The sequence below is a fragment of the Candidatus Aminicenantes bacterium genome (genome assembly GCA_026393855.1).
Classification (GTDB): domain Bacteria; phylum Acidobacteriota; class Aminicenantia; order Aminicenantales; family UBA4085; genus UBA4085.
In genome coordinates this window covers 48,685-71,469 of the sequence record JAPKZJ010000114.1, presented here as the reverse complement: position 1 = coordinate 71,469, position 22,785 = coordinate 48,685, and the positions used below count along the sequence as shown (strand labels likewise).

Annotated in this window: 20 protein-coding genes; 4 read left to right on the top strand and 16 right to left on the bottom strand. The window is 65.3% G+C overall.

From position 1 onward, the window contains the following. Nucleotides 1-56: 56 nt before the first annotated feature. The 8 genes from NTZ26_14630 to NTZ26_14595 form a co-directional block, all read right to left on the bottom strand. On the bottom strand, nucleotides 57-914 hold the full coding sequence (locus NTZ26_14630; protein MCX6561736.1) for a hypothetical protein: 858 nt from the start codon (nucleotides 912-914) through the stop codon (nucleotides 57-59). Nucleotides 915-942: 28 nt separating this feature from the next. Beyond that, nucleotides 943-1,800 carry an outer membrane beta-barrel protein gene (locus NTZ26_14625; protein ID MCX6561735.1) on the bottom strand — a complete coding sequence of 286 codons (858 nt, stop codon included), beginning with the start codon at nucleotides 1,798-1,800 and terminating at the stop codon, nucleotides 943-945. Nucleotides 1,801-1,919: 119 nt separating this feature from the next. Continuing rightward, nucleotides 1,920-2,945 carry a galactose-1-phosphate uridylyltransferase gene (locus tag NTZ26_14620; GenBank protein ID MCX6561734.1) on the bottom strand — a complete coding sequence of 342 codons (1,026 nt, stop codon included), beginning with the start codon at nucleotides 2,943-2,945 and terminating at the stop codon, nucleotides 1,920-1,922. Nucleotides 2,946-2,987: 42 nt separating this feature from the next. Further along, nucleotides 2,988-4,952 (bottom strand): DUF1926 domain-containing protein, encoded by a 1,965-nt coding sequence (locus NTZ26_14615; protein MCX6561733.1) that lies wholly within the window; start codon nucleotides 4,950-4,952, stop codon nucleotides 2,988-2,990. Further along, nucleotides 4,949-6,268, bottom strand: a complete 1,320-nt coding sequence (locus NTZ26_14610) for a glycoside hydrolase family 57 protein (protein MCX6561732.1) — start codon at nucleotides 6,266-6,268, stop codon at nucleotides 4,949-4,951. The genes NTZ26_14615 and NTZ26_14610 overlap by 4 nt, the downstream gene beginning before the upstream one ends. Nucleotide 6,269: 1 nt before the next feature. After that, nucleotides 6,270-7,682, bottom strand: a complete 1,413-nt coding sequence (locus NTZ26_14605) for a M20/M25/M40 family metallo-hydrolase (protein MCX6561731.1) — start codon at nucleotides 7,680-7,682, stop codon at nucleotides 6,270-6,272. Then, entirely contained in the window at nucleotides 7,664-8,749 is a 1,086-nt protein-coding gene (locus tag NTZ26_14600) for a hypothetical protein (GenBank protein ID MCX6561730.1), read from the bottom strand. Before NTZ26_14600 ends, NTZ26_14605 begins: the two co-directional genes overlap by 19 nt. Before the next feature lies 1 nt (nucleotide 8,750). Further along, complete coding sequence (locus NTZ26_14595) at nucleotides 8,751-9,479, bottom strand: hypothetical protein (protein ID MCX6561729.1); 729 nt, start codon at nucleotides 9,477-9,479, stop codon at nucleotides 8,751-8,753. 204 nt (nucleotides 9,480-9,683) lie between these two features. On the opposite strand from NTZ26_14595, the gene NTZ26_14590 reads away from it, so the two are divergent. Next, entirely contained in the window at nucleotides 9,684-10,493 is an 810-nt protein-coding gene (locus tag NTZ26_14590; protein ID MCX6561728.1) for an LOG family protein, read from the top strand. Between the two features lie 6 nt (nucleotides 10,494-10,499). On the opposite strand, the gene NTZ26_14585 is transcribed toward NTZ26_14590, so the two are convergent. The 4 genes from NTZ26_14585 to NTZ26_14570 are packed head-to-tail and all read right to left on the bottom strand — an operon-like array spanning nucleotide 10,500 to nucleotide 14,198. Continuing rightward, nucleotides 10,500-11,798: a hypothetical protein gene (locus NTZ26_14585; protein MCX6561727.1), complete on the bottom strand. Its 1,299-nt coding sequence runs from the start codon at nucleotides 11,796-11,798 to the stop codon at nucleotides 10,500-10,502. Then, complete coding sequence (locus tag NTZ26_14580) at nucleotides 11,795-12,766, bottom strand: hypothetical protein (GenBank protein ID MCX6561726.1); 972 nt, start codon at nucleotides 12,764-12,766, stop codon at nucleotides 11,795-11,797. The genes NTZ26_14585 and NTZ26_14580 overlap by 4 nt, the downstream gene beginning before the upstream one ends. Before the next feature lie 7 nt (nucleotides 12,767-12,773). After that, complete coding sequence (locus tag NTZ26_14575; GenBank protein MCX6561725.1) at nucleotides 12,774-13,739, bottom strand: hypothetical protein; 966 nt, start codon at nucleotides 13,737-13,739, stop codon at nucleotides 12,774-12,776. Between the two features lie 54 nt (nucleotides 13,740-13,793). After that, the gene (locus tag NTZ26_14570; GenBank protein MCX6561724.1) at nucleotides 13,794-14,198 is read right to left on the bottom strand and encodes a VanZ family protein; all 405 of its coding nucleotides are present in this window, start codon (nucleotides 14,196-14,198) and stop codon (nucleotides 13,794-13,796) included. 179 nt (nucleotides 14,199-14,377) lie between these two features. On the opposite strand from NTZ26_14570, the gene NTZ26_14565 reads away from it, so the two are divergent. Continuing rightward, the gene (locus NTZ26_14565) at nucleotides 14,378-15,067 is read left to right on the top strand and encodes a septal ring lytic transglycosylase RlpA family protein (protein ID MCX6561723.1); all 690 of its coding nucleotides are present in this window, start codon (nucleotides 14,378-14,380) and stop codon (nucleotides 15,065-15,067) included. Here the strand turns inward: NTZ26_14565 and NTZ26_14560 are convergent. Further along, nucleotides 15,057-16,109 carry a N(4)-(beta-N-acetylglucosaminyl)-L-asparaginase gene (locus tag NTZ26_14560; GenBank protein MCX6561722.1) on the bottom strand — a complete coding sequence of 351 codons (1,053 nt, stop codon included), beginning with the start codon at nucleotides 16,107-16,109 and terminating at the stop codon, nucleotides 15,057-15,059. The genes NTZ26_14565 and NTZ26_14560 overlap by 11 nt on opposite strands. An 83-nt stretch (nucleotides 16,110-16,192) precedes the next feature. On the opposite strand from NTZ26_14560, the gene NTZ26_14555 reads away from it, so the two are divergent. Beyond that, nucleotides 16,193-16,330, top strand: coding sequence for a hypothetical protein (locus tag NTZ26_14555; GenBank protein MCX6561721.1), 138 nt, complete (start codon nucleotides 16,193-16,195; stop codon nucleotides 16,328-16,330). Here NTZ26_14555 and NTZ26_14550 read toward each other — a convergent pair. From NTZ26_14550 to NTZ26_14540, 3 genes are all read right to left on the bottom strand, one after another. After that, entirely contained in the window at nucleotides 16,320-17,594 is a 1,275-nt protein-coding gene (locus tag NTZ26_14550) for a hypothetical protein (GenBank protein MCX6561720.1), read from the bottom strand. The genes NTZ26_14555 and NTZ26_14550 overlap by 11 nt on opposite strands. Before the next feature lie 11 nt (nucleotides 17,595-17,605). Then, on the bottom strand, nucleotides 17,606-18,907 hold the full coding sequence (locus NTZ26_14545; protein ID MCX6561719.1) for a hypothetical protein: 1,302 nt from the start codon (nucleotides 18,905-18,907) through the stop codon (nucleotides 17,606-17,608). Nucleotides 18,908-18,997: 90 nt separating this feature from the next. Then, a complete protein-coding gene (locus NTZ26_14540) occupies nucleotides 18,998-21,394 on the bottom strand; it encodes a trehalase family glycosidase (GenBank protein MCX6561718.1) in 2,397 nt (798 codons plus the stop codon). A 222-nt stretch (nucleotides 21,395-21,616) separates the two neighbouring features. Between NTZ26_14540 and NTZ26_14535 the strand changes: the two genes are divergently transcribed. Beyond that, nucleotides 21,617-22,753, top strand: a complete 1,137-nt coding sequence (locus NTZ26_14535; protein MCX6561717.1) for a M20 family metallopeptidase — start codon at nucleotides 21,617-21,619, stop codon at nucleotides 22,751-22,753. Nucleotides 22,754-22,785: the final 32 nt, after the last annotated feature.

Sequence of the window (22,785 nt, the reverse complement as noted above, 5' to 3'; positions counted from 1 at the left end):
AAAACAACCCCACACCGGCCGGCCCGAGGCCGCCGGTGCGGAGCTGTCTGCTGGCCTTAAAAAAGATTCAGCCTGATTCCCACCGTGGCCGTGAAACCGGTCAAGTCGATCCGGGCTTGGCGGGCGTTGGCCACCGTTGTCCCTTGGGGAACGTCCGTTTGGAAGACGACCTGCGGATAGGTCGTGCTGCCGGAGCTCCAGTCGTAGTAGAAGAACGAATAGTCGCTCCCCCCTTCCGTGAAGCTCCAGAAATCGCCGGCACCCGTTTCGGTCCAATCGCCTTGGAACCCCGAGACGCGGACCCAGCGGCCGGTGATATTCAAAGTGGCCGCCAGTGCGGGCGTGAGCGACCATTCCAGCCCCAGGCCGGCGTGGGCTCCCAGGCCCCATTTCGAGCCTTGGAAGTGGAAGTCGTCCGTCCCGGTGTAGCCGAGAAGCGAAATCCGATAGCTGGAGGTCCAGTCGAGCCGGGTCAGGTAAGCCCCGCCGCCTGCGCTCAAATCGATTTTGATCTTGCCGCCCACGGGGAGGAAGAGATGGAGGCTGGCGGTGACGGGGATAACCGCGAGCTTCGGCGTCAGCGTTTCGGTCACTTGCACGGCGTCGATACCGTATTCGACGACGCTCTCTTTCCCGTGCATCTCGTATCCTGCGCCAAGCCCAATGGCCAGCCTTGGCGACAAATGGAACAGCAGCTCACCGCCGGCCGTCCAGCCCAGGCGCTGAAAGGAGTGCTCCCCGGTCAGCCCGTCGTATTCGGCGGCATAATAATCCATCAGCCCCTGTAGGCCCCGGCTTAGGTCGCCTCCCGATGCGAATCCCGCCCCGCCCCGCAGGGCCAATGAGAGGGTCTGCGGAAAAGCGACCGCCGCCAGCAGGCACACCCCCCCCCCTATGATCAGGAGCCTCTTCATGCGGTTCTCTCGCGGCGTCGGTCAGGCGTCAATATAGCCGGATCTTGACTCCGAGTCCGAATTGGAAGAACGACGGATTGATCTCGATCTGGGAGATCAGGCCGTTCTCGATGACATAGTCGGCCGAGTCCTGATCGAAGTCCATGTTGATCGTGCCGAAGAAATACCCGTCGTAGTTGCCCAGCCCGAAGCTCCAATCCAGGATCTGCTTAGGGCAGAGGAAGTAGCGGGCCTCGAGCGACAGGCCGATCGCGGGAGAGAACCAGAAAGTGAGCCCGGCTCCGAAGTCGGCGCCGATTTTCGTCCAAGACTGATCGATGCTGACCGGGATCTGGAGGGCATCCACATACTGGTACAACCCAATCTCGGTCACGCCGTAGGCGATCGCCGAATCCAGCTTGATCTTGTTCATGTACAAAGTGGGGCCGGCCTGGACATAGCCCTGGAGATTGCCTTGACCGAAGCGGGCGATCAGGTTGAAGCTGATCGGCATGCTCTGGATGAAGTTGTCCGTGCCGACGTAGTCGAAGGTGTAGGTAAAGTTCCGGCCGTCGTTCCAGCGCCAGTAAAAGCTGGCCGCCGCGGTCGTGTCGATGGCCGCCTTGAGGTAACCGAAATTGACGCCCACGCCGATGTTGGGGTGGAAGTAATAGGCCAGGCCGCCGCCGAAGAACATGCCGCCCTTGGAGGTGGCGTCGATGGTCGTGCTCTCCTGAACGCTGGTCAGCGCGTAGCTGCTCCAGCTGTCGCCGTAGTTGGTCGCTCCCTTGACGTTGGTCAGCCCGTAGCCGCCGAACAGGTTGAGCTCGAATCGGGTCAGATTCTGGGCGACGCCGGCCGTGGCGAGGGCCAGGACGAGCAGCGTAAGGATCCCTACTTTCTTCATGGGCATCTCCTCCTGAGAACATGGAATTCCCCGCGGCGTATGACGAAATGGATAAGCTCCTCGTCAATCTCCGCGGCTGGGTGAATCATAATCCGGGAGAATCCCGGGGTCAAGCGAAATCAGCCGGTTCGGAAGCGAGCCGCCGCCTCCTCCGGGGAGACCGGGTTGATGTGGATGCCCGTCCCCCACTCGAACCCGGCAGTCGTGACCAGGATGGGCAGGAAGTCCAGATGCCAATGGAAGAAAGGCGTTTCCCGGCCGGCGCCCGGCTTCCCCATCGGTGCTTGGTAGAGGACCAGATTGTAGGCCGGATTTTGGAACAGGCGCCGGGCCAGTCCCAGAACCCGCCGCAGGCTTTCGGCCAGATCCATGAGGTCCCCATCCGGAAGATCGGCGAATGATCCGGCGTGGGCGAGCGGAACGAGGCGCACTTCGTAGGGGAAGCATGATCCAAACGGGGCCAGGGCCGCGAAGGCCCGGTTCCAATGGATCACTCGGCGGCCGTCATCGATTTCGGCCGCGAGAAGCCGGCACAGGAGGCAGTCGCCGTGCCGGGCGGCCCAGTCCGCAAACATGGCCGCCTCCTCCGCCAGGCGGGGCGGAAGAATCGGCAAAGCCGCGATCTGGGTGTGGGGATGACGACGCGAAGCGCCGGCCTCGCGGCCGCGATTTTTGAATACTTGAACGTATGGGTGGCCGCCCTCGGCCTCGAGGGCCCGGACTCGGCCGCGGATCATCCGCCAGGCCGCGGCGGCGTCTTCGTCGGGAAGATCGATCAGCTCGAGATCGTGGTGCGGCGTCTCGATCACGACTTCGTGAGCGCCGACGCCCGGTTGCCGCTCTCCGAACTCGATGGGGCCGCCGGCCGGGGCGGCTTCGGGGCCAACGGCCGGGTATTTGTTGGGGACTACCCGGACCCGCCAGCCGGGCCGGTCCGGCCCGCCGCCGGCCTCGCGCTCGGCTTGAATCTCGGGCGGGGTCTGATCCTCATGGCCGGGGCAGAACGGGCAATCGGCCGGCGAGTCCGCGGCCTCCGCAGGCTCCGAGCGGGGCGGAAAGCATCCGGGCCGCCGAGCCCGCTCGGGCGCGATCAAGACCCACCGTCCGCTGATCGGATCGCGGCGAAATTCGGCGGCGGAATCCATGGCCTTCCCGATCAGGCTGTCCGCCGGCTCGGCGATCCCGCCTCAGGCGTCACGGTTTTCCCTAAGATGGACGCGCAGCGTGAACGAGCCCATGGCCGGCAGCTGCAGCCGCCAGAGCGGAAGCAGGCAAAAGCCCTGGTGGATGATATCGTAGCCCTTCTCCGACTGGGATAGAGTCTGCAGGGGAAAGCACCACATATCGCGGGCCGGCTCGAAGGAGAAGCGGAGACGGCCGCCGGCCAGCGACGCTCCGCCTTCGTCGAAGGCGAACTCCTCCGGGATCTGGTAGAAGTTCCACTCCGAGCCGAATAAAAGATCGGCGTCCCTGTCGTCGAGGTTGGTGATTGTGCACAGGAAATGGAAGCCGCTGTCTTCCGGGCGAATTTCCTTTTGGACTGAGATCGGGACCTGTCTTTCGCCCGACCAGACGACCCCCTTCCGGCTCAGGAACAGCCGATCCTGGACGATCGACCAAGTGTAGGGCCGGTTGATGAAGTCGCCCTGTTCGGCGTAGGCGCCGCTCTGGAAGCCGTCGGTCGTGGTGTCGGGATGGAGAAAATGATCCAAGCCGCACCAGCGGGGATGCCAATCGTAGCGGAACATCCGCTCGGCCCCCGGAGGAAGCGCTTTCCCCATTTCGTGGATGCTCTTGCCCTCGCCGGGCTGACCCGGCTCGTGGCGCTGATGATACGCTTCGGGCCGGCGTGAAAGCACATCGGAGAGGTTCCGCCCTTGAGGAAAATAGTCGATCTCGGTCAGGGCGCCGCCGCGCGCCGGCTTGAGATGCAGCCCGAAGCGGCCGTCCCGGCGGGCCACGACGATCTGTCCGTCGGCGTCGGTATCGCCGGCCTGCCAGCCGGGCGGGGCGGGAGTCAGGGTTTCGGCTTGCAAGAGGTGGTAGTAAGCCGCCTCCCGCAGATGCGGCAGGTAGAGCCCTCCGAAGACGCCGTGCCAGTAGGGGTCGTTGCACTGGGCCTGGTAGAGCTCCCGCCGGGCCGCTTCGTCCCCCCCGGCAAACACGCCCCGCGAGACCGCCAGCATCCGCTTATGGAGGTGATCGGATTCCGGGTATTTAAGGAAGAACTCGCGGAAAAAGCCGCCGCGCAGGAAGCGGCGGGCCGGCCCGGATACGCCTTTTTTGAGGACTTCGAAAGTCCGGGCGTCGTCGGGCTCGAGAACCCATGCCATCATCTCCTCGTAGGAGCCCGGCGGGAGATAGACGCGTCCGCCGAGGGGGCCCGATTCCAGGGCCTCGGCGTAAGTCCGGGTCTCGATCCGGGGGGCCGATTCGAGGAAGCTGAAAAACCACTCCAGCCAGCCCTCGTCGTAGACCCAGGCCTTGGTCCCGGGCCACATGCCGAACTTCTCTCCGTCGTCTCCGAGGATGGCCAATCCACCCCGATTCCGAACCTCGTCGAGATAGACCGCGATCTCCTCGATCGGCCGGAACGGGATGAGATAGCGCAGCTTTTTGTCGATGGGAAACAGGCGCAGCGGCCGGCCTTCGTCCTCGGTGATGTAGATGCGGTGGATGTCCTCGATTCCGGCGTAGCGGAAGTGCTCTTCATCAAGCAAGGTGTATTCGATGCCTGCCAGGGCCAGGGTTTTGGCCAGATTCGGCTCCCAAACCCGCTCGGTCAGCCAGGCGCCGCGCGGGGGGGCCCCGAAGCTGTCCTCGAGGAACTCGTTCATCATCCGGAGCTGGCCCTGCCGGTCCACCTCGGGGATGATGGCCAGGATGGGCTCATAGAACCCCCCGCCCATCAGCTCGATCTGGCGCCGCTTGACGAGGCCGGAGACCAGGTCGAACGCGGCCCGCTCCTTGCTCTTCATGGCTTCCCAGAGGGGCCCCGAAAAATGCACCGTCATCCGGACCCGAGGATGCCTCTCGAGCAGCCGGAAGAAGGGCAGGTAGCAATCCCGGAAGGCGCGGTCGAAGACCGAGACGAAATTGCCGACGGGCTGATGATTGTGGACGGCGAGAAGCAGGGTCAGCGTTTCGCTCATGGCTTGGGGACTCCCGATTGGCGGTAGGCGTCTTCAAGATACAGGCGGAACAGCCGGCTAAAGGCTGGATGCGGCTCCTCCCCGAACCACCAGAACCAATCCGAGCCCTCGGCGACATAGATCGAAGGCGTCGGCCCGCAATCCAGGCGGGCGGCGGCCAGGGCTTTCCAGCCGTCGTCCTTGGCCGGCGACCCAACCCATTGGCCGAAATGGCCGAGCCAGGTGCCCGGGACGAGATCCAACGCCGCGGCGGGAAGCGAAGCAGCCGCCTGACCGAAGAAGATCGGGCTCAGGCAGGGCTCGGATGCGAGACGCTCATAGAAGGCGCGCAGGAAAGGCACACCGTTGTCGCGGTAGCCTCCCCAGGGGTTTTCGCCGTCGAGGGCCAGCGTCAGGACGGCGTCCTCCCCCACCCGGCGCGCCCGATCCGCCAGTCGGCGGACGAGGTCGGCGGCGGCATCCCGAGGGTTCCAGCCGCCGTAGGTAAAACCGATCAAATCGGAAAGCTCCCGGTCGCGGAAAAAAACCGTCAGGCCTTCGCAGTCGTACGGCCGCGTCAACGCGACCGGATCCGGTTCTCTCCCCAGGCTCTTCCAGAGGATATTTTCGTCCGTGACGGCATAGCGGAACCCGGCTTCCGCGGCCAGGCGGGCCGCGTCCCGGCTGATCGCCCCCTCGGACGGCCAGAGCCCGCGCGGCGTCCGGCCGAAGACGTCGGCGAAAAGATCCGCCCCCCGCCGCAACTGGTAGGAGGCATCCAGGGGATGGCGGAAGTCCAGGCCGGGAGGGCATTGCGACCCGGCTGAACGGGCGTCGCAGAGCATCGGCAGGATCGGGTGATAATAGGCCGAGGCGGTCAGCTCGACCCGGCCCGCCGCCTCAAGGTCCCGATAGACCGGAAGCACGCGCCGGCGGATCTCCGCCTGCCTTCCGAGCAGGGCATCGCGATCCGCCGGTAGAGGGTCGACGGGCGAGAAGATCTCGCGTAAGGCTAGGCCGGGCACGTCGTCTCCGCGGCTCCCGGCCGGCAGGAGCAGCCGAAGAAGCTCCCGCTCGGGCTCGGTCAGGTCCGAAGGGGCCTTCTCCAGGGCTGCCTGCCAAGGGTCTTCGGCCACGCCTTTTTCGTAATCATCCATCTGTTCCAGAAGGCAGGGCACGAAATTGTAAGTGGAGGGCCATCCTCCCTCTTGGGCCAGCCGGGCCATCTGCCAATAGTTCTTGCTGGTGTGAAAGTTGACCCAGGGCAGAACATAGGACCGGCCGCCCGGCTTTTTATAGATGGGCTGGTGGAAGTGCCAGAGAATCGCCAGGTGCATGTCAGATCCCTTCCTGGGCCAGGACGTAGGCCATGATCGCCTCGACGACGGCCCCCAGCTCGATCTCCCGAGGATGGACGGCCGCCAGGACGTCGTTGGCGGAGTGATGGTAGTCGAAGTAGCGCTGGCTGTCGGGGATGAAGCCCATGACGACCGTTCCGCGCTCCGCCAAGGGGCCGACATCGGAACCGCCCCCTCCCGGGCCGACCCATTGGATGCCGGAGGGCCGAAGAAGCGGCTCCCAGCCCTTCAGCTTTTCGAAGGCCGGGCCCGTCCCCAGGCCGAATCCTATGGGAAGCAAGCCGCCCCGATCGGATTCCATGGCCGCGAGGATCCGCTCCCCCTGGCGCCGGGGCGAAGCCGCATAGACCCGGCCCGCGCTGGCGCCGTACTCCTCGTTGGGATAGAGGACGATGCGCAGAGAGCGCTTTGGATGCAAGCCGAGCGCCTTCAACAAGCGCACAGCTTCGATGGCCTGGGCGCAGCCCGCGCCGTCGTCATGGGCGCCCTGCCCCAGGTCCCAGGCGTCCAGGTGCGCGCCGAGAATCACAACCTCTTCGGAGCGATCCGTCCCGTCCCATTGGCCGACGACGATCGGCGCCTCGGCCGGAGGATCGTTGCGGCAATCCAGCCGCAGCCGCAGGCGCCATCCGGAAGACTCGGCCAGGCGGGCGCTGAGCGCCTCGGCATCCAGTGTCGCTACCGCCGCGGCCGGGATCTTCGGCCAGGCCGGATCATAGCCGACCATCCCGCCGTGCGGTGCGCCGTCCAGCCTCGCCGTCACGGAGCGGACCAGGACGGCGACGGCGCCGCGCCGTGAGGCCTCGGAGGCGCCGCGGGTGCGATAGGCCGCCGCTTCGCCGTAGGCGGCGAAAGTTTCCATCGGGACGCGGCTCATCGGATGGCTGAAGAAGACGATCGTCCCCCGAACGCGGTCTCCAAGGGCCTCCAGCTCCTCAAAGGATCGGACTTCAACGAGGGGGGCTTCGAGCCCGCCGGCGGGGGTCGGGACGCTCAAGCCGAGCGCGGCGATGCGGAGGACCATGCGGCCGGAGGATCCGGGACGCGAGAGCACTGCCTCCGCGGTGCCGCCCCGGGTCCAACGCTCGACCGGAGCCGGCTCGGTCCATGTCCGCAGACCGAACGAACGCATTTCGTCCAGGCAGGCTCGAGCGGCTTCTTCGTATCCGGGTGAGCCCGCGAGACGGTGCGGCGCCCGGGCCAGAAGACGGGATAGGATGGCGATGGCGCCTTCGGATTTGAGCCCTTCGGCCCGGATCGATTCCGCGGCGGGGGCGTAGGCTTCGACGGGGAGGGGGCTCTGGGGCGAAAAGGCCGACAGCGCGGCGGCCAGGCCGGCCGGTAGGATAGCCGCCGCTGCCCGCGAGATCCGGATCAACGATGCAGGAAGCAACGCTCGCAGTCCGTTTCCCCCGGTTTGCGCGTCACGATCATGGCCAGACCCAGCTCGTCGGCCGTGTCGATGACGTCCTGATCCTTGACCGATCCCAGCGGGTAGATGAGGGCGGTGATGCCGCTCCGTCCGGCCAGCTCCACGACGTCCGGGAACGGCATGAAAGCATCGGAGGCCAGGACGCATCCCGACGGGCCATAGCCGCGCCGGGACAGCCGGATGGCGTCCTCGGCCGCGTCGATCCGGCTTCGTTGACCCGATCCGATGCCGTGGATCCTGTCCACCGTCGCCAGAACGATGGCGTTGGACCTGGTGAATGCAGCTACGTTCCAGGCCAGAATCGCCGCCTGGACCTCCGCGGCCGTCGGCGCGCGGCGGGAAACGACGTCGACCGAATCGGCCGAGACGATGCGGGAATCGAAGCGCTGTTGGATGAGAAGCCCGCCCGCGACCCGCTTGAACTCCAGGCCGTTGTCCGCGGCCGGCTCGCTGAGCGGGGCGCCCATACGAACGACGCGAAGCGGCTTGCGCATGGCCAGGATCTCCAGCGCCGCCGGGGCGAAGCTTGGAGCGTAGACGACCTCGATGTTGCGGGGGCTTTCGACGAGCAGACGAGCCAGGGGCTCGTCCACCTCGAAATTGAAGACGTCGACGGATCCGAAGTTCGAAAGCGGATCGGTCCCCCAGGCCTTCTCGAAGGCTTCGACCGGCGCGTCGGCCAAGGCCACCCCGCTGGGCATTTCGTGCTTGACCAGGACGGCGATCTTCCGGTCCGGATGGATCGAGGTCAGCTTGGCGGCCAGGCGCTGTCCCAAGTCCATGTCGCCGACGTTGATATACCCCAGCCCCTTGGAGCCCTCCTGCAGCACGGTCATAGTGGCCATGTTGGGGCCGGAGGCCTTCTCCTCGATGTAGAAGGCCGCCGGGTAGCCGGGGTTCTCGCCATAGCGCATGGACAGGCGTTTGAGGAAGCTCAGCTCGCCGAAGCAGAGGATCTCGGGGAAATCCTCCTGGACTTTGGTGAAATACTGTTTGCGGGCCGCCTTGTCGTTCGTCGGGTGGCTCATATCAGGTCCTTTCGTGGCGGTTGATGACGGCCAAACGGCGCTCCTCGAGGGCGTCGCGACGGGCGAAGACGCAGACCAGGGCGACGCGGAAATCCTCGATCCGTCCGGATGGGCGCAGCGCGGCATAGGCGGCTTCGGCGGTCTCCTCGGGGGTGGTGCTTTCGAGGACGATCTCGACCGGCTCGCCGGCAAAGGCGGCCAGGGGCTCCTTGTTCTCGCCGGCATATGTCGCCAGCATGGCGCCGCAGCCGGGCCGGTCGGCCAGGTCGTAAAAAGCCCGCACCGGATGACCATCCGAGCCCCTTTTGATGAGGCTCAAGGCGGACCGACCCGAAGACAGGACGCAGCCGGAGATGCGGGGCGTATAGATGGGGGCGTCGGGCTCAAATGACCAGGGGGCGAGCCCGGCGTCCAGAGCGGCCACGGCGCTTACGGAGGCGTCCGTGTCGATGTCGACGGTCTGCCGCCCGTTGCTGGCCGCGATGCCCCGGCCGAAGATGACGGCCGGGTAGACCAGAAGCTCCGGGTTGCCCTTCTTCAGGATCTCCGGATCGGTCGGCTTGGTCCAGACGGCGTTGCCCTCCAGCACGAGCATGCGGGCCTGGCTGGCCGGCGATCGGCCGGTAATGGCATAGAGGACGACATGGTGCTCGCCCGAGGCATCGCCCCCGATGATCAGGAGGCGGCCGGGATAGACCATGCGCGTCAGGGATTCCCAAGGCCCGTTCATTTCGGCTCCTTGTTCGATACGTTCGCGGCGCCAAACCCCGATTTCTATAAAATCGGGGTTATTAGCGCCGCTCAGTATGAACCCTATCCATACCCCGGGCTTGCGCCTGCCCTCATCCGCTTCGCGGCTGAGGATTGCAAAGCCCGGGGTATCGAGCGGGTTTATTCGGGCTATTAAATACCACAGCGTCCGATTGATGTCAAAATGGCTTTCGACTATGATGCAGGCGAACGCGAGGTGGACATGAATTCCCATCCCATCGGGCTGAAGGCCTATGAGAACGCCGAATTTCTCAATTCGCCGGAGGCCCGGACTCTGCGCATTTTAAGCGAATACATCGAACCCAAGTCCCGGCTCGACCGGTTGAAGGTCAACACCACGGTGCTCTTCCTCGGCTCGGCCCGGATCGATCCGGAGGACAAGCGGTCTCGCCTGCACCGCTACTACTGGGAGGCGGAGGAGCTGGCTTTCCGCATGGCCCGCTGGGCCATTCCGCTTCGCCCCAAGGGCAAGAACTTCGTCATCTGCACCGGAGCCGGCCCCGGCATCATGGAAGCCGCCAATCGCGGCGCGGCCCGGGCGGGCGGGAAGACCATCGGCATGAACATCGCTCTGCCGCAGGAGCAGGCTCCGAATCCGTATATCTCTCCCGAGCTGTCGTTCGCCTTCCACTATTTTTTCATGCGGAAGTTCTTTCTCATCTCCCAGGCCAAGGCCGTCATCGCCTTCCCCGGCGGCTACGGCACGCTGGACGAGTTCTTCGAAACGATGACCCTCATCCAGACGGGCAAGATCGACCGCCGGGAGGTCGTCGTGGTGCTCTATGGAGAGGACTACTGGCGCAAAGTGATCGATTTCAAAGCCCTGATCAAGGCCGGGACGATCGCTCCGGAGGATGTCGGGCTGTTCAAGATGTTCTCGGACCCGCAGAAGGCCTTTCTTTATCTGAAGCGCCGGCTGACCCGACTCTGCGGCTGCGAGGATGGGGATTGCGACCGCAACGCCTTCCGCTGATCCGCTTTACAGCCGGATGATCATCCTGAATTCGGCTTGGGGCTTGAACGGCTCGTTGCCCAGCTGCCGGAAATAGCCGCCGCCCGCGAGACCGGCGAAGACGTGCCGGTTGAGGGGATACTCGGCGGACAGCTCCGTATAATTATCGAGGTTGTGGAATCCGGAGGCCCGGGGACGCCATTGATAGTACCGAGTCTGGGTCTGGAGGCGGAGATCCAGGCCGGCCCATTGGCCTTCCGTGCCGATATCCAAGGAGTAGAATTCGATCATGTCCGTGCGCATGGCCTGTCCGCCGGCCGTCAGCCGGATGCCGAGGACGGGCGGTGTCGTGATCGAAGCGCTGCCCAGCCAACCCGACCGGACGCCCGACATGGCTCCCAGCGAACCGCGCAGGCCCCAGCCGGCGCCGCTCCAGCCGCCCGTCACTCGCAAGTCGCGGTAGAGAGCCGGAGTCGCCGCGTCGAACAAGCCCCAGGAGGCGGAGGCGCGCGTCCGGTCGAGGATATAGAGCTGGTCGAACGGATTCCGCCAGATCGAGGCCAGGACGGAGAACGTGGTCGAGTCGCCGTGCCAGGAGGCGCTGAAGCCGGCCCGGGCGACATCGCTGCGCTCGAGGTCGTAGCTGCCATAGGCCTCTAGCCAAACGGTCTGGTTCAGGGAGACACTCACGCCGGCCGGAATCTCCTTCTGCAGGAGGCCCAGGAAACGGCCCGCGTTCCAGCCCAGGCTGGCGCTGAATCCGGGCTTCTTGACCTTGATCTGGGCGGCCGTGAACAGATCCGAGCCGCTTTCCTTCCCGGTCCAGATATCGAACATCCGGCCGGCCGCGGCCCGGACCGAGAACCCGCCCCCTTCCCATCCGGCCGATCCGCCGTCCATCACCGGGATGCTGGCGTAGTCGAAATCGGGGAAGAATCGGCCCAGGGTCGTCTTGACGCCGGGTGCGATAAGCCCGTCGGTATCCAGGGCGACGGTCTGCAGGATGTGCCGGTTCTCGTACGGGCTTTCGAGCACCGAGTTGGGCGTGTGCTGGAAGTTGATCCAGTGATGGCTCCGATAGCGGAGGCTGATCTTATCGCCCAAGGCGGTCAACCGGAAGGCACCGGTCAGGCGCAGCGAATTGCCGATCGTCGACGCCGCGGACGATCCGGAATAGGCGTAGCGCAGCGAGAGAACGCCCTTCAGCCGGACGGCCGGCTCGGAAGCGGGCGCGGGTGCGGGCACGGGAGCGGTCTGGCCGGATCCGGGCCGCGGGGCCAGGGCCAAGGCGGCCCCTAGGATCCACGCGGCCAGGGAGCTCTTCACGACGGCCTCCGCCCGGAAATCTGCGCGCCGTTCGGGAAACCGCCGGGATGGCAATCCAGGCAGCGGCCGTTGCGATCGCCGGTGTGGCCCTTATGGCAGTCGTGGCAGGAATACTCGCGGTAGCTGCCGGGCGTCTTGTGGCAGGAGGCGCAGTCGAGCCCGGCCATCGAGCCGGTCTGGATGTTGAACCAGAAGGGGCTGTGGGCGTAGCTCCAGGTGTCCTGCAGATGGCACTCCTGGCAGTCCCGGCCGGCGCCGTAGGCGGCATGGGGAAACGGCGAGCTCCGGTAGGCGGCGTCATGGCAGACGGCGCAGGACGAGGGCCGGGGCGTGATCCGGAAGGTTTGCATGTCGCGATGGCAGTCGCCGCACTCCAGGGCCTTGTGGGCGCCCATCAAGGGCAAGCCCGTGCCGCTGTGGTTGAATCGGATGTTGGTCCAATCGCCGCCGCGGTGGCAGACCGAACAGTCCCGGTTTTGAGCCCCTTTGTGGAAATCGGTGTGACAGGAAGCGCAGGCCCGATTGGCGGACAGGAATTTTCGGCCGGGATGGCAGGCCAGGCAGGCCACACCCTGGTGGGTCGTGAACAGTCCCTTGGCCGGATGCTTGAACTTGACCTCGGCGAAAGGATGCCCGGGGGTGTGGCAGGTCACGCACGTCTTCTTCAGGCCGGGCTCGTGAGGCGGGGTATGGCAGGTCTTGCAGTCCGGCTTGGGCCCCTGTTTGCCGCCGTGGCAGGCGTCGCACTCGAGCTCGGCGTGCCGCCCTTCCAGCGGGAATCCCGTATCGGCATGGGCCTTGACCTCGTCCGAGACGGGCTTGGCCGCCGGCACGGGAATGGTTTGCGGTCCACCCGTGGGCAAAGTCGCGCGGCAGGCCGAAAAAGTCCAAATGAGAACCAGGGCGCAGGCGCCGAGGCCCAGTCCGGCGGCCAGGGATTTCAGAGATAGAATCGATTCTTTTCGCATAGCCGGCTCACCATGCCTTGCCGTGACACTTGTAACAGGATGGCTCCCCGTTCGGCCCGCCCCGCAAGTCGGAGCCGTGGCAGGGCGTGCAGTCGGTGGGGGCGTTCTTTTTGTTTCGGGCGTGCTTGACGCCTTCCTGGCTGTCGGTGTGCTGGGTCGTGCCGCAGTTCATCCATTTTTTCTGATCGTGGCACTTCAAGCAGGAGGCGGCCCCATTCGCGCCGCCGCGCAGATCCGTCCCGTGGCACGAGACGCAGTTCTGATAAGGCCGGCAGTATTCGGAGGCGTGAAAAACTCCGCCCAGGTTGACGGTGTGGGTATTCTTGCCGCAATCCGGGTTGGTCCATTTCGTCCCGTGGCACGACGTGCAAGATGGGGCGCCGTTCGGCCCGCCCTGCAAGCCGGCGCCGTGGCACCCCGTGCAGTTGGCCTCCGGGTTGCAATAGTTCAGCGCGTGCATCTTCCCGCCCAGGTTTACGGTATGGGCGGTTTGGCCGCAGTTCGGGGCGGTCCAAAGGGCCCCATGGCAAGCGGTGCAGCCGGGAATCCCGCCCGGGCCTCCCCGCAGGTCGGCGCCATGGCAGGCCGTGCAGTTCGCCAGCGGCTGGCAATACTCCGGTTTATGCATGATGCCTTTGAGAGAGACGGTATGGGAAGTCGTTCCCTGCCCGCAGTTGGGCCGAATCCAAAGGTCGGCATGGCACGAAAAACAGGAAGGCTGTCCGCTCGTCCCGCCTTTCAAATCGGCGCCATGGCAGGCCGTGCAGTTTTCCAGCGGCCGGCAGAGCCCGTCGGCGTGGGCCTGGCCGCCCAAGTTTAAGCCGTGGACGAGCTTCGTCGAGGCGTCGCCGCCCTGTCCGGCCCGGGTTGGATTGTTCAGGAGCCCGCAGGCCGGCGCGGCCGCGAGCGCCAAGGCCAGGGCGGCCGCCGGCAGAAACTTTAAGGCATTCGGGTGTTCGGCTTCTCGAATCATATTTCCTATAGGTATAATAGGAAAAGAGGCGGCCGGAGTCAAGACGCCCGGCCGTCAATCCCGGGCTCGAGAAGAAGCCCTCCATCGGACGGCAATCCAGGCGAAGATGACGATGCCGGCCAAGACGCCCAGGGCGTCGGCGGCGGCGTCCCAGACGTTGGAATCCCGCAGGGGCACGAAAGCCTGGTGGATCTCGTCGAGGATGCCGCCCAGCAGGCCGAGGGCGAAAGCCGCTCCGAAAACGGCCCCTGGCCTTTCCCGGAGGAACCGGCCGCAGGCGAAACGGAGCCCGGCCCCGAAGCCGGTATAGAGAAAGACGTGCGCGACCTTGTCGGCCAGCGGAAACGAAGGCAGGGACGGCGGATGACTTCTCGAGGACAGCCAGAAGATCCCGGCATAATAAAGGACGGCCGGCGCGAAAGCCAGCCAACGCCGCGCTTGATCCCCGATCTTGACCATGCTCGATATTCTACCTCATCCGCGAGAGACCCCCAAGGACGGGCCGGAGCTTCGACGGCGCCAACGGAGGCGCCGCTCCTCACCGCTAGGGGTGACCCTGCGCCACGGGAATATCAACGCCGGATTCACCCTGTTCGGTGATGGCCGATCCGCGCCTTCCCTGGCATGCTAGGTTCGTCATGAAGACCAGCCGTCGGCACGTCCGCCCGTCGGGCCTGGGGCCGCTTCTTATGGCCTCGCTCCTAGGGCTGACTTTCTGCACCAGGCTCCCCTCGCCTGCTTCCGGTCCCGTCGCCCGAAGCGCGCTTGAAACGGGGATCGCGTCCTGGTACGGGCCGGGCTTTCAGGGCCGGGCAACCTCCAACCGCGAGGTCTACGACATGAACGAGATGACGGCGGCTCATCGCACGCTGCCGTTCAACACCAAGGTTCTCGTCACCAACCTCGAGAACGGCCGGCAGGTTCGCGTCCGGATCAACGACCGCGGTCCGTTCGTGGACGATCGGATCATCGATCTGTCCCTGGCCGCGGCCCGAGGCCTGGACATGGTCGGGCCCGGCACGGTCCGGGTCCGGTTGGAAATCTTGGAGGCCCCCCCCGCCGGCTCCGCGCCGCATTACTACGTCCAGGCCGGCGCCTTCACGGTTGAGGCCAACGCCCAAGCGCTGGCCGCGCAGCTGAAAAGCGACTATCCAAGCCTCCGCGTAATGCGCACACCCGCGGACGGTGGCGTCTATTACAGGGTCCGCATCCCCGGTTCCGGGCGCAACGAGGCCGACCGTATCGCCGCCGCGCTTGCCGCTCGCGGTTTTTCGGCTCTTGTCCTGGAGCGGGACGGATCCGGCCGTGACGGCGAGATCAGGCCTTGAACAGGTAGGCCGCGTCCCGCATGGCGTTGGTCGTCCCGTCGTGGACGGCGAACTTGGCCGGGCCGGTCATCATCGCGGCGCCGAACTCCCCCTTCTTGTTGAGGGCGTAGTAGCTCATGCCGAAGTTGGGCCGGCCGTCGCTGCCGTGCAGGCGCGGATGCAGGCGGGCCTTGTCGGCCACCCGCTCCAGCTGCTTGAGACAGGCCTGCTCCGGCGACATCCCCTGGCCCATGAATTGGACGATCTGGAAGCTGCTCAGGTTCAGGATGTTGACCTCGCCGAAGCCGGTCGACCCGGCCCCGCCGATGGTGTTGTCGATGTAAAGGCCGGCTCCGATGATGGGCGAATCCCCCACCCGCCCCGGCCGCTTCCAGGACAGTCCGCTCGTCGTCGTCACGCCGCCCAGATCGCCCTTGCCGTCGAGAGCCAAGCAGTTGATGGTGCCGTAGGTCATCAGCACGGCCTGCAGATCGGCGGGCAGGTTCTTGGCCGGCGGGTACCAGGCGTCCTTGTCGGACAGGCTCTCCTTCCAGCGCAGCCAGGCTTCGCGGGCCTTCTCCGTCAGGAGGTTTTCCTTCTGGAAGCCGTAGGCCAGGGCGAACTTCAAAGCCCCTTCGCCGACGATCAGGCAGTGGTTGGTCCGTTCCATGACCAGCTTGGCGACCTTGGAAGGATTTTTGATGTTCTTGATGGCGGCCACCGCGCCGCTGGCGTGGGTCGGGCCGTGCATGACCGAGGCGTCCAGCTCGACCTCCCCTTCTTCGTTGGGCAGACCCCCGTAGCCGACGGACATGTCGTTGGGATCATCCTCGACGATGTTGACGCCGGCGATGACGGCGTCCACCGGGTCGGCGCCGGAGCGGAGAAGCTCCATCGCCTTCTCGGTGGCCCGGATGCCGTTTCCAGAAGCCACGGCCCGGAGTCCCGGCTTGGCGGCCGCCTGCGGCGGAGCAGCCCGCAGGGGCGAGGTTGCGGCCAAGGCGGCCGCACCCAGCACGGCGCCCGACTTGAGGAAATCACGGCGGCTGGTCGAATGGCTCATGGGTCTCTCCTCTTCATCGCGGCATCGGGATTTTCTCCCGGGTTTTGTATAATATCCCTTCTCGGGAGAACGGACAAGGACCGATGGCCCAAGGATTACGCGCGATATTCGCCGAAGTGCCCCCCACCTATGAGCGGGTCAACCGGGTCCTGACCCAGGAGCTGGACGCGGCGCCGATCCACGTCGCCCTCCGCCGCGCCCGGAGCCGGGCTACATGCTGATGTTCATGCTGAACCCGCCGTTGCCCGAGCCGAACCGCGGGTTGATGATGTTGCTGAAGATCGAGCCGAAGCTGTAGCTGAACCCGGCCTGAAAGCTGTAGCTGTAGCCGGTGGCGAGCTGTTTTCTTTGCAGCAGGACTTCCTCCAGCGTCGCCCCGCCCTTGGCCAGGTTGAGCTGATCGTGGACGCGCGAGCCGCTGCCTTCGAAGTTGACGTTGAAGCCCTTGAACAGCCGGATCGAGACTTCGGCGCTCAGCTCGACCCGGTATTTGCTGAGGTCGTGGAAATAGTGGGAGCCGGTCAGATCGGCGCTGAGAGCGCCCCACGGCTGTTTGAACTCGAGGGCCGCCGTCAGCGACTGGCCCAGCAGCGATTCGCGGGTCTTGTCGTAGATCGTCGGCTCGTCGTAGCGGATGAACGTGGGGCCGATCGTGTATAGGAAGCGGAACTGGCGCTTGGTCGATTCGGCATAGGGGAAGACGTCGTATTCGATCGCCGGCCGGGGGTTGACGCCCCAGCGGGTGTTGGCATACGTGCTGCGCTGGAACTCCAGAATGACGCCGGCGGACCAATGGTCGCCCAGGCTCTTGACGGCCAGGCCGCTGAAGCTGGTGCTGTGCGAATCGCTGGTGTAGTCGTAGTCTTCGAGGGTGTATCGGTTGCGCGACAAGGACAGTCCGGCGGACATCCGGAGCTTCCAATCGGGCGTCACCCGGTTGGCCGAGAAGCTGCCGAACAAGTTGCTCATGGCGTAGGATTTCTCGCCGTTGACGAAGGTGTTGCCGGAGACGCTGAAGACCCAGAAATTCCAGGGGTCGACGACCGAGGTGGGCTTGACGGCGTCGAGCAGGCTGACGCTGAGCAGGCCGGCGGCCGGCGATTTCGAGGCGTAGCGAAGCAGCCCCAGGCGAAGCGTCTGGACGAGCCGGGTGCGGAACCGGTCCGGGGGCTCGTTCGGCTCGGGACCCAGCGGATACTCGGCCCGCGTCTTTTCATACTCCCCCCGCCCGGCGAACAGGACGCGTGTCGGCTCGACCGTGACGATGACCTGGGCTTGGGCCCGGTCCGTGACGAAGCGGACGAAAGCGATATCCGCCTGCAGGGCTTCTCCGGACAGGCCGGGCCCTTCCAGCCAGACCCGGGGCAGGTTGTCGGCGGCGTTGGCGGGAGGCTTGTCCGTGACTTGGGCCAAGGCGCCGGCGGCGAGGAGCAGGAACAAGAGAAGGCCGGCGGCGGCGAATCGGGATTGTTGTGATCGTATCATGGCCGAGCTCCTCAATTCATCACGATATGGACGCCGCCGCTGCCCTGGTTGCCGAACCGCGGATTGACGACGTTGGTATAGATCGAGCCGAAGGTGAAGCTCAGCCCGCCCATGACGAAGTAGTTGTAGCCGGTCTCGAGCTGGCGGCGCTGCAGCAGCACCTCGTCCAGACTGGCCTCGCCCTTGATCAGACCGAGCTGGTCGTGGATCCGCCCGCCTCCGCCCGCCACGTACAGGCTGAGGCCCTTGAGCAAGTTCAAGTTGACGCTGCCGAAGATGTTGACCTGGTATTTCGTCAGGTCGTTGAAATATTGGGAGCCGGACAGCACCGTGGAGATCGAGCCCCACTTCTCCTTCATTTCCAGCGTCGCCGAAAGGCTGTGCTTGAACAGGCTGTCCCGGGTCTTGAAATAGATCGTCTCCTCGCGGTAGCGGACGGACTCGAACCCGATCTTATACAGGAAGCGAAGCTGATGGCGGGACGACTCGGCGTAGGGGAAGACGTTGAACTCGATGGCCGGGGCGGGCGCGACGCTCAGCCGGTTGTTGTCGTAGGTGGAGGACTCCACGTCCAGGGCCAGGCCGGCCGACCAGTGGTCGCCCAAAGCCGTCACGTAAAGGCCGTTGAACTCGTAGCTCTCCTGGTGGCTCTTGATCGTCTCGCCTTCGTACTCGAACCGGTCGCCGTGGAAATCGGCCGACCAGCCTAGCCGCAGCTTGCTCCCAGCGGTGATCCGGTTGGCCGAGGCGTTCGCGCCCCAGCTGTTCTGGGTATGCGATTTTTCGCCGTTGAAATAGCCGGACGAGTTAAGGCTGAAGACCCAGCTGTTCCAGCGGTCGACGATGGGGCCGGTTCGGGGCGGAGCCGTGTACTGGACAGTCAGGCGGGAGGCGATCGGGGTGCGGGCGGCGTAGCCGGCCAGCCCGATCTTGAGGGCTTTGACCAGCCCGTGCCGGACTTCGTCGTCCGTATCCGTACTGTTCGAAAAATATTGGACTGTATCGTCCAGGCCTTTGAATTCGTTCTGGCCGAGGAAGTTGAGCATATACTCCCGGCCGCCGCTGCCCGTCGCCTGGGTGGTGATCAGGATATGGACTTGGGCTTCTTTGCGGTCCCGGACATAGTTGACGAACGTCACCTCGGTCTTGATGTACTCGATGTCGCATTCGCCGCAATCGAGATAGACCTTCGGTGCGGTCTTCTTGAGGGCTTCTAGGTCGGCCTGTCCGGGCGTTTGGCCGAAGGCGACGGCGGCCGCCGACAACGCCAGCAGGCCGAGCGCCGCTCGCATCATTCCGTTCCGGTCCATCATGATCCGCTCCTTAATTCCGGCCGGGAAGCATAAAAATCCCCTCGCGCCGCGGCCGGGTTCCCTTGTAATACGCTCGGGCGCGGTAAAAGGTTACAGTGGGTTGTCCAGACCTTCCAGGAGCTGGAACAGGATGGAGTGGGTTCCGGCCGGCACGTCGATCCGGAACGAATCGCCCCGGAACACCTCGCGCGGGGCGTTGTCCACGAGCAATTGGTACTTGCCCTCGCGCAGGAATCGGATCAAGACTTCGCGCGGGCGCAGGCTCGCGATCTCGAAAGAAACTTCGTTCTCCGAGTAGAGGAAGTGACGGACGACCGCCCCGCCGTCCGCGGCGAAGATCTCCCGGTCGTCCTCGAGCAGACGGATCCGCTTGGGGCCCACTTCGACGTCGTAGGACCGGCCCTGCACCGCGAGGTGCGATAGAGTTCCCTTGCTCTCGGGCTTGAGCAAACCGAAGCGGAAGCCCTCCCAAGGCGTGAAGTCCAGATATTCTTCCAAGGCCATCAGGGCGAACAGAGGTCCCCAGCTCTGGTATCGCTGGCCGGCCGCTTCGCCCGTTCGGGCGTCGAAGTTCTCCGGGCAAAGCTGGAAGTTGCGCCAGGTTCGCAGGAACAGGCCGGCGCTTCGGGCCGCGAACTCGGAGCCTTCGATGTCGAAGCCGTAAGCCTTGAGTCCTTGGTAAACGAGGTAGTTCGTGGGCGGCCAGATCGATCCCCGCCAGTACTGCTGGTCCTTGAACGCCGGGTCGTCGCGGGAGATCGAGGGCAGGACATAGTCGCCCCAGAACTCCTTGGGATTGAGCAGCCGGCGCAGCATCAACCGGGCCCGCCGCTCGTCCGGGATGCGGGCCAGCAAGGGGTAGAAGTTCGAGGCCGCCTTGCGGGTCGAGAACCGGCCGTCCCAATGGCGGTCGAAGTAGAAGTTCTCGCGCGGGTTCCAGAGCTGGTCGTTGATGAGCTCGCGGATCTTCTCGTACTCGGCTTGGTACGCGTCGCTCTCGTCGCGGCGGCCCAGGATCGCCGCCATCTGGGCCAGACAGGACGCGTCCAGAGCGTAAAGGCAATTGAGGTCGAGGCAGTTCATCGTCAGCGTGCCGGCCTCGGCATCGAAGGGGACGTCGTCCCAGTTGGGCAGGTCGTCCTGACCGGATTCCCACTTGGCCCGCTGTTCGCCCGAAGCGCCTTGCTCCCAAGGCGGAACCTGGGACTTATCGGCCAGGAGTCCGGAATCCGAGCCCCATTCGAGGAGTCCGTCGCCGTTGCCGTCCCGGCGCGGCTGCCCGTTCGGCCGGCGCGCCTTCCAGAAGGCGTGCCAGCGGCGCAGGACAGGATAGGCCGTTTTTAGTAGATCCATGTCTCCCAAACGCTGGAACAGCTTCAGCGTGCAATAGGCGCCGACCGGGGGCTCGGAGCGGTCGGGGGTGCCGCCGAAACGGCCCCTCCAGTTGGGGATGTTGCCGTTGGGGTACTGGGTCTCCAGCACGGCCCGGATCGCGTCCACGGCCAGCTTAGGGCTTTCGACGGCCAGCTCGAGGGCGTTGAAGAAGGAGTCCCAGGCGAAGATCGTCCAATGATCGGGGCCGCCGTCGGGCCGCGGGAAAATCCAGCGGCGGCCGGCCGGCGTATAAAGACGATGGGCTCCGGGCTGGTAGAGGACCATCCAATACAGGTTGTTGGTGATGGACTCGGGCGCGCCGGCAAAGAGATCGCCCTTGATCAGGACCCTTTTTTTGGCGTAACGGGCCTCCTCCTCCTCCAACAAGCCGTCGATCGTCTTGCGGCGGCGGAACCGCTCCAGCCGCGTCCGGATGGACTCGAGGTCTTCGCCCACACCTGCCGCGAACCGCAGGACTCGCTCCCGGTCCGTCGGGAAGACCTGCTCGGCCTCTTCGCCTTCGGCGGTCTTGCCCGGCTCTCCGGGGCGGTCGGTCCAAAGCAGAAAGCGGGCCGGCTTGGCCGCCCGGGCGTCGCCCTGGATCAAACCGTCGGCCAGGGTGCGAAAGACCCCCTTGAAGTCCCAGGGGAAATAAGTCAGAAGATGGACGCGCAAGCCGGCCGGCGCCGTCAGCCGGCCGATGACGGTGTCTTCATCCTGGCGGGACCATTCCAGGGTCAGGGTTTCCTTGGGCGGCGAAGGCTTGATCAGGATCGGCGTGTCCTTGCGGCTGTCGGCCGGCAGGACGGGCAGGCTGAGATCGAACCGGACCCGGGCGTAAACTCCATCGGGCGCCTTGGGCCCGACTTCGGAAACCATATAAAAAAGATTGTCCCCGTCGATCAAGGCTCCGTCCTTCTCGATCTTGAACCGAAAGCCGAAGCCGGCGTCCTTGGTCGGGATGAGGGTCAGGCCGCACCAGCCCTGGCCTTCCAAGCCGCCGATCTGGACGTCCTTCCAAGGGTAATAAACCTGGGCCCGCAGAAGGAGCGCCAGGAAAAGGACGATGGCTCCCCTTCCCAGGCGGACCGGCGAACGGCGTTGAGGGCGCATGATCTGTTGTTAATGTAAGAGAAACGACGGAAAAAGTAAATCCGGAATCGCGTTGCCCCGGGGATGCCGAACACCTTGACCGCGAGGCCGGTTTTTTTCCGGCCCCGCCGACGGGGCGCTCTTCATCCAAGAAGCGTCGGGCGTCGCGATCAAGACTTTATCGCCGGCCGCTTCCCGGGCGCGCCGGGTTGTGTTAGATTGAGCCGGGGAAAAGGAGGCGGCATGGATTTCCGACTGTATTTCAAGTCCCGCCAGGGCGAGCTCATCGGTTTGCTGAAGGAGCTGGTCAAGCTCGAATCGCCGACCTCGGACAAAAAGGCGGTCGACGCGTGTTCGGCCCAAGCCGTCGCCCGATTCCGGTCGCTGGGCGCCAAGATCACCCGCCTGCCGCAGGCGTCGGTCGGCGACTTTCATTTGATCGAATGGCCGCCTCGCGCCGGGGCCGGCGGGGACGATCGAATCCTTATCCTGACCCATATCGACACGGTTTGGCCGGTCGGACGGTTGGTCCAGATGCCGTTCTACATCCAGGGCGACAAGATCTATGGGCCGGGAGTCCTGGATATGAAGGCCGGCGTCGTCATGGCTTACGCCGCCCTGCGGGCCCTGAGCGACCTCAACCGCAAGCCCGGAAAGAGGATCGCCTTATTCCTCAATTCGTCCGAGGAAGAAAGCTGTCCCGAGGCGGACGATCTGATCCGGGCCGAAGCCCGGCGGGCCTCGGCCGTGCTGTGCCTGGAACCCGCCCTGCCGGGCGGCGGGCTCAAGATCCAGCGTAAGGGCCGCCTGGTCGTGCGCCTGGAGTCGTCCGGACGGGCGGCCCACGCCGGTCAGCCCGAAAAAGGAGTCAGCGCCGTCGAGGAGCTGATCGGCCAAATCCGCAAGCTGGCCGCATTGCGGAGCAAGGACGTCAGCCTCAACGTCGGGCGGATCGGCGGCGGCGAAAAGGCCAATGTGGTCGCGGAGGCGGCTTGGGCCGAGCTTGATTTCCGCTTCTGGACGACGGCCCAAAAGCAGAAGATCCTGGCGGCCGCAAGAACCCTAAGCCCGGTCGTCCGCGGCGCTAAGACCCGGGCTACGATCGCCGGCGCAACGCCGCCTCTCGAACGGACCGCGGCCTCCGATAGGCTCCTAGCCAAGGCCCGCGAAGCGGCGGCCGGGCTCGGGCTGACCCTGGCCGCCGGTCGGGCCGGCGGCGGCTCGGACGGATCCATCGCGGCCGGGACCGGCGCCGCCGTCCTGGACGGGTTGGGGCCGGACGGCGACGGCATCCACGCCGCCGATGAGCACTGCCTCCTGTCCTCTCTGCTGGAGCGGGCGGCCCTGCTGACCGAGATCCTGGCCCGGGCCGGAGATTGACAAACGTCTTTTTATTGACCTATATTAAATAT

Bases quoted from the DNA above. Each gene is read 5' to 3' on its own strand.
- NTZ26_14600 (MCX6561730.1), bottom strand. From the start codon at position 8,749: ATGAGCCACCCGACGAACGACAAGGCGGCCCGCAAACAGTATTTCACC.
- NTZ26_14610 (MCX6561732.1), bottom strand. From the start codon at position 6,268: ATGCACCTGGCGATTCTCTGGCACTTCCACCAGCCCATCTATAAAAAG.
- NTZ26_14575 (MCX6561725.1), bottom strand. From the start codon at position 13,739: ATGATTCGAGAAGCCGAACACCCGAATGCCTTAAAGTTTCTGCCGGCG.
- NTZ26_14535 (MCX6561717.1), top strand. From the start codon at position 21,617: ATGGATTTCCGACTGTATTTCAAGTCCCGCCAGGGCGAGCTCATCGGT.
- NTZ26_14565 (MCX6561723.1), top strand. From the start codon at position 14,378: ATGAAGACCAGCCGTCGGCACGTCCGCCCGTCGGGCCTGGGGCCGCTT.
- NTZ26_14615 (MCX6561733.1), bottom strand. From the start codon at position 4,952: ATGAGCGAAACGCTGACCCTGCTTCTCGCCGTCCACAATCATCAGCCC.
- NTZ26_14580 (MCX6561726.1), bottom strand. From the start codon at position 12,766: ATGCGAAAAGAATCGATTCTATCTCTGAAATCCCTGGCCGCCGGACTG.
- NTZ26_14630 (MCX6561736.1), bottom strand. From the start codon at position 914: ATGAAGAGGCTCCTGATCATAGGGGGGGGGGTGTGCCTGCTGGCGGCG.
- NTZ26_14560 (MCX6561722.1), bottom strand. From the start codon at position 16,109: ATGAGCCATTCGACCAGCCGCCGTGATTTCCTCAAGTCGGGCGCCGTG.
- NTZ26_14570 (MCX6561724.1), bottom strand. From the start codon at position 14,198: ATGGTCAAGATCGGGGATCAAGCGCGGCGTTGGCTGGCTTTCGCGCCG.
- NTZ26_14625 (MCX6561735.1), bottom strand. From the start codon at position 1,800: ATGAAGAAAGTAGGGATCCTTACGCTGCTCGTCCTGGCCCTCGCCACG.
- NTZ26_14555 (MCX6561721.1), top strand. From the start codon at position 16,193: ATGGCCCAAGGATTACGCGCGATATTCGCCGAAGTGCCCCCCACCTAT.
- NTZ26_14545 (MCX6561719.1), bottom strand. From the start codon at position 18,907: ATGATGGACCGGAACGGAATGATGCGAGCGGCGCTCGGCCTGCTGGCG.
- NTZ26_14550 (MCX6561720.1), bottom strand. From the start codon at position 17,594: ATGATACGATCACAACAATCCCGATTCGCCGCCGCCGGCCTTCTCTTG.
- NTZ26_14595 (MCX6561729.1), bottom strand. From the start codon at position 9,479: ATGAACGGGCCTTGGGAATCCCTGACGCGCATGGTCTATCCCGGCCGC.
- NTZ26_14620 (MCX6561734.1), bottom strand. From the start codon at position 2,945: ATGGATTCCGCCGCCGAATTTCGCCGCGATCCGATCAGCGGACGGTGG.
- NTZ26_14540 (MCX6561718.1), bottom strand. From the start codon at position 21,394: ATGCGCCCTCAACGCCGTTCGCCGGTCCGCCTGGGAAGGGGAGCCATC.
- NTZ26_14590 (MCX6561728.1), top strand. From the start codon at position 9,684: ATGGCTTTCGACTATGATGCAGGCGAACGCGAGGTGGACATGAATTCC.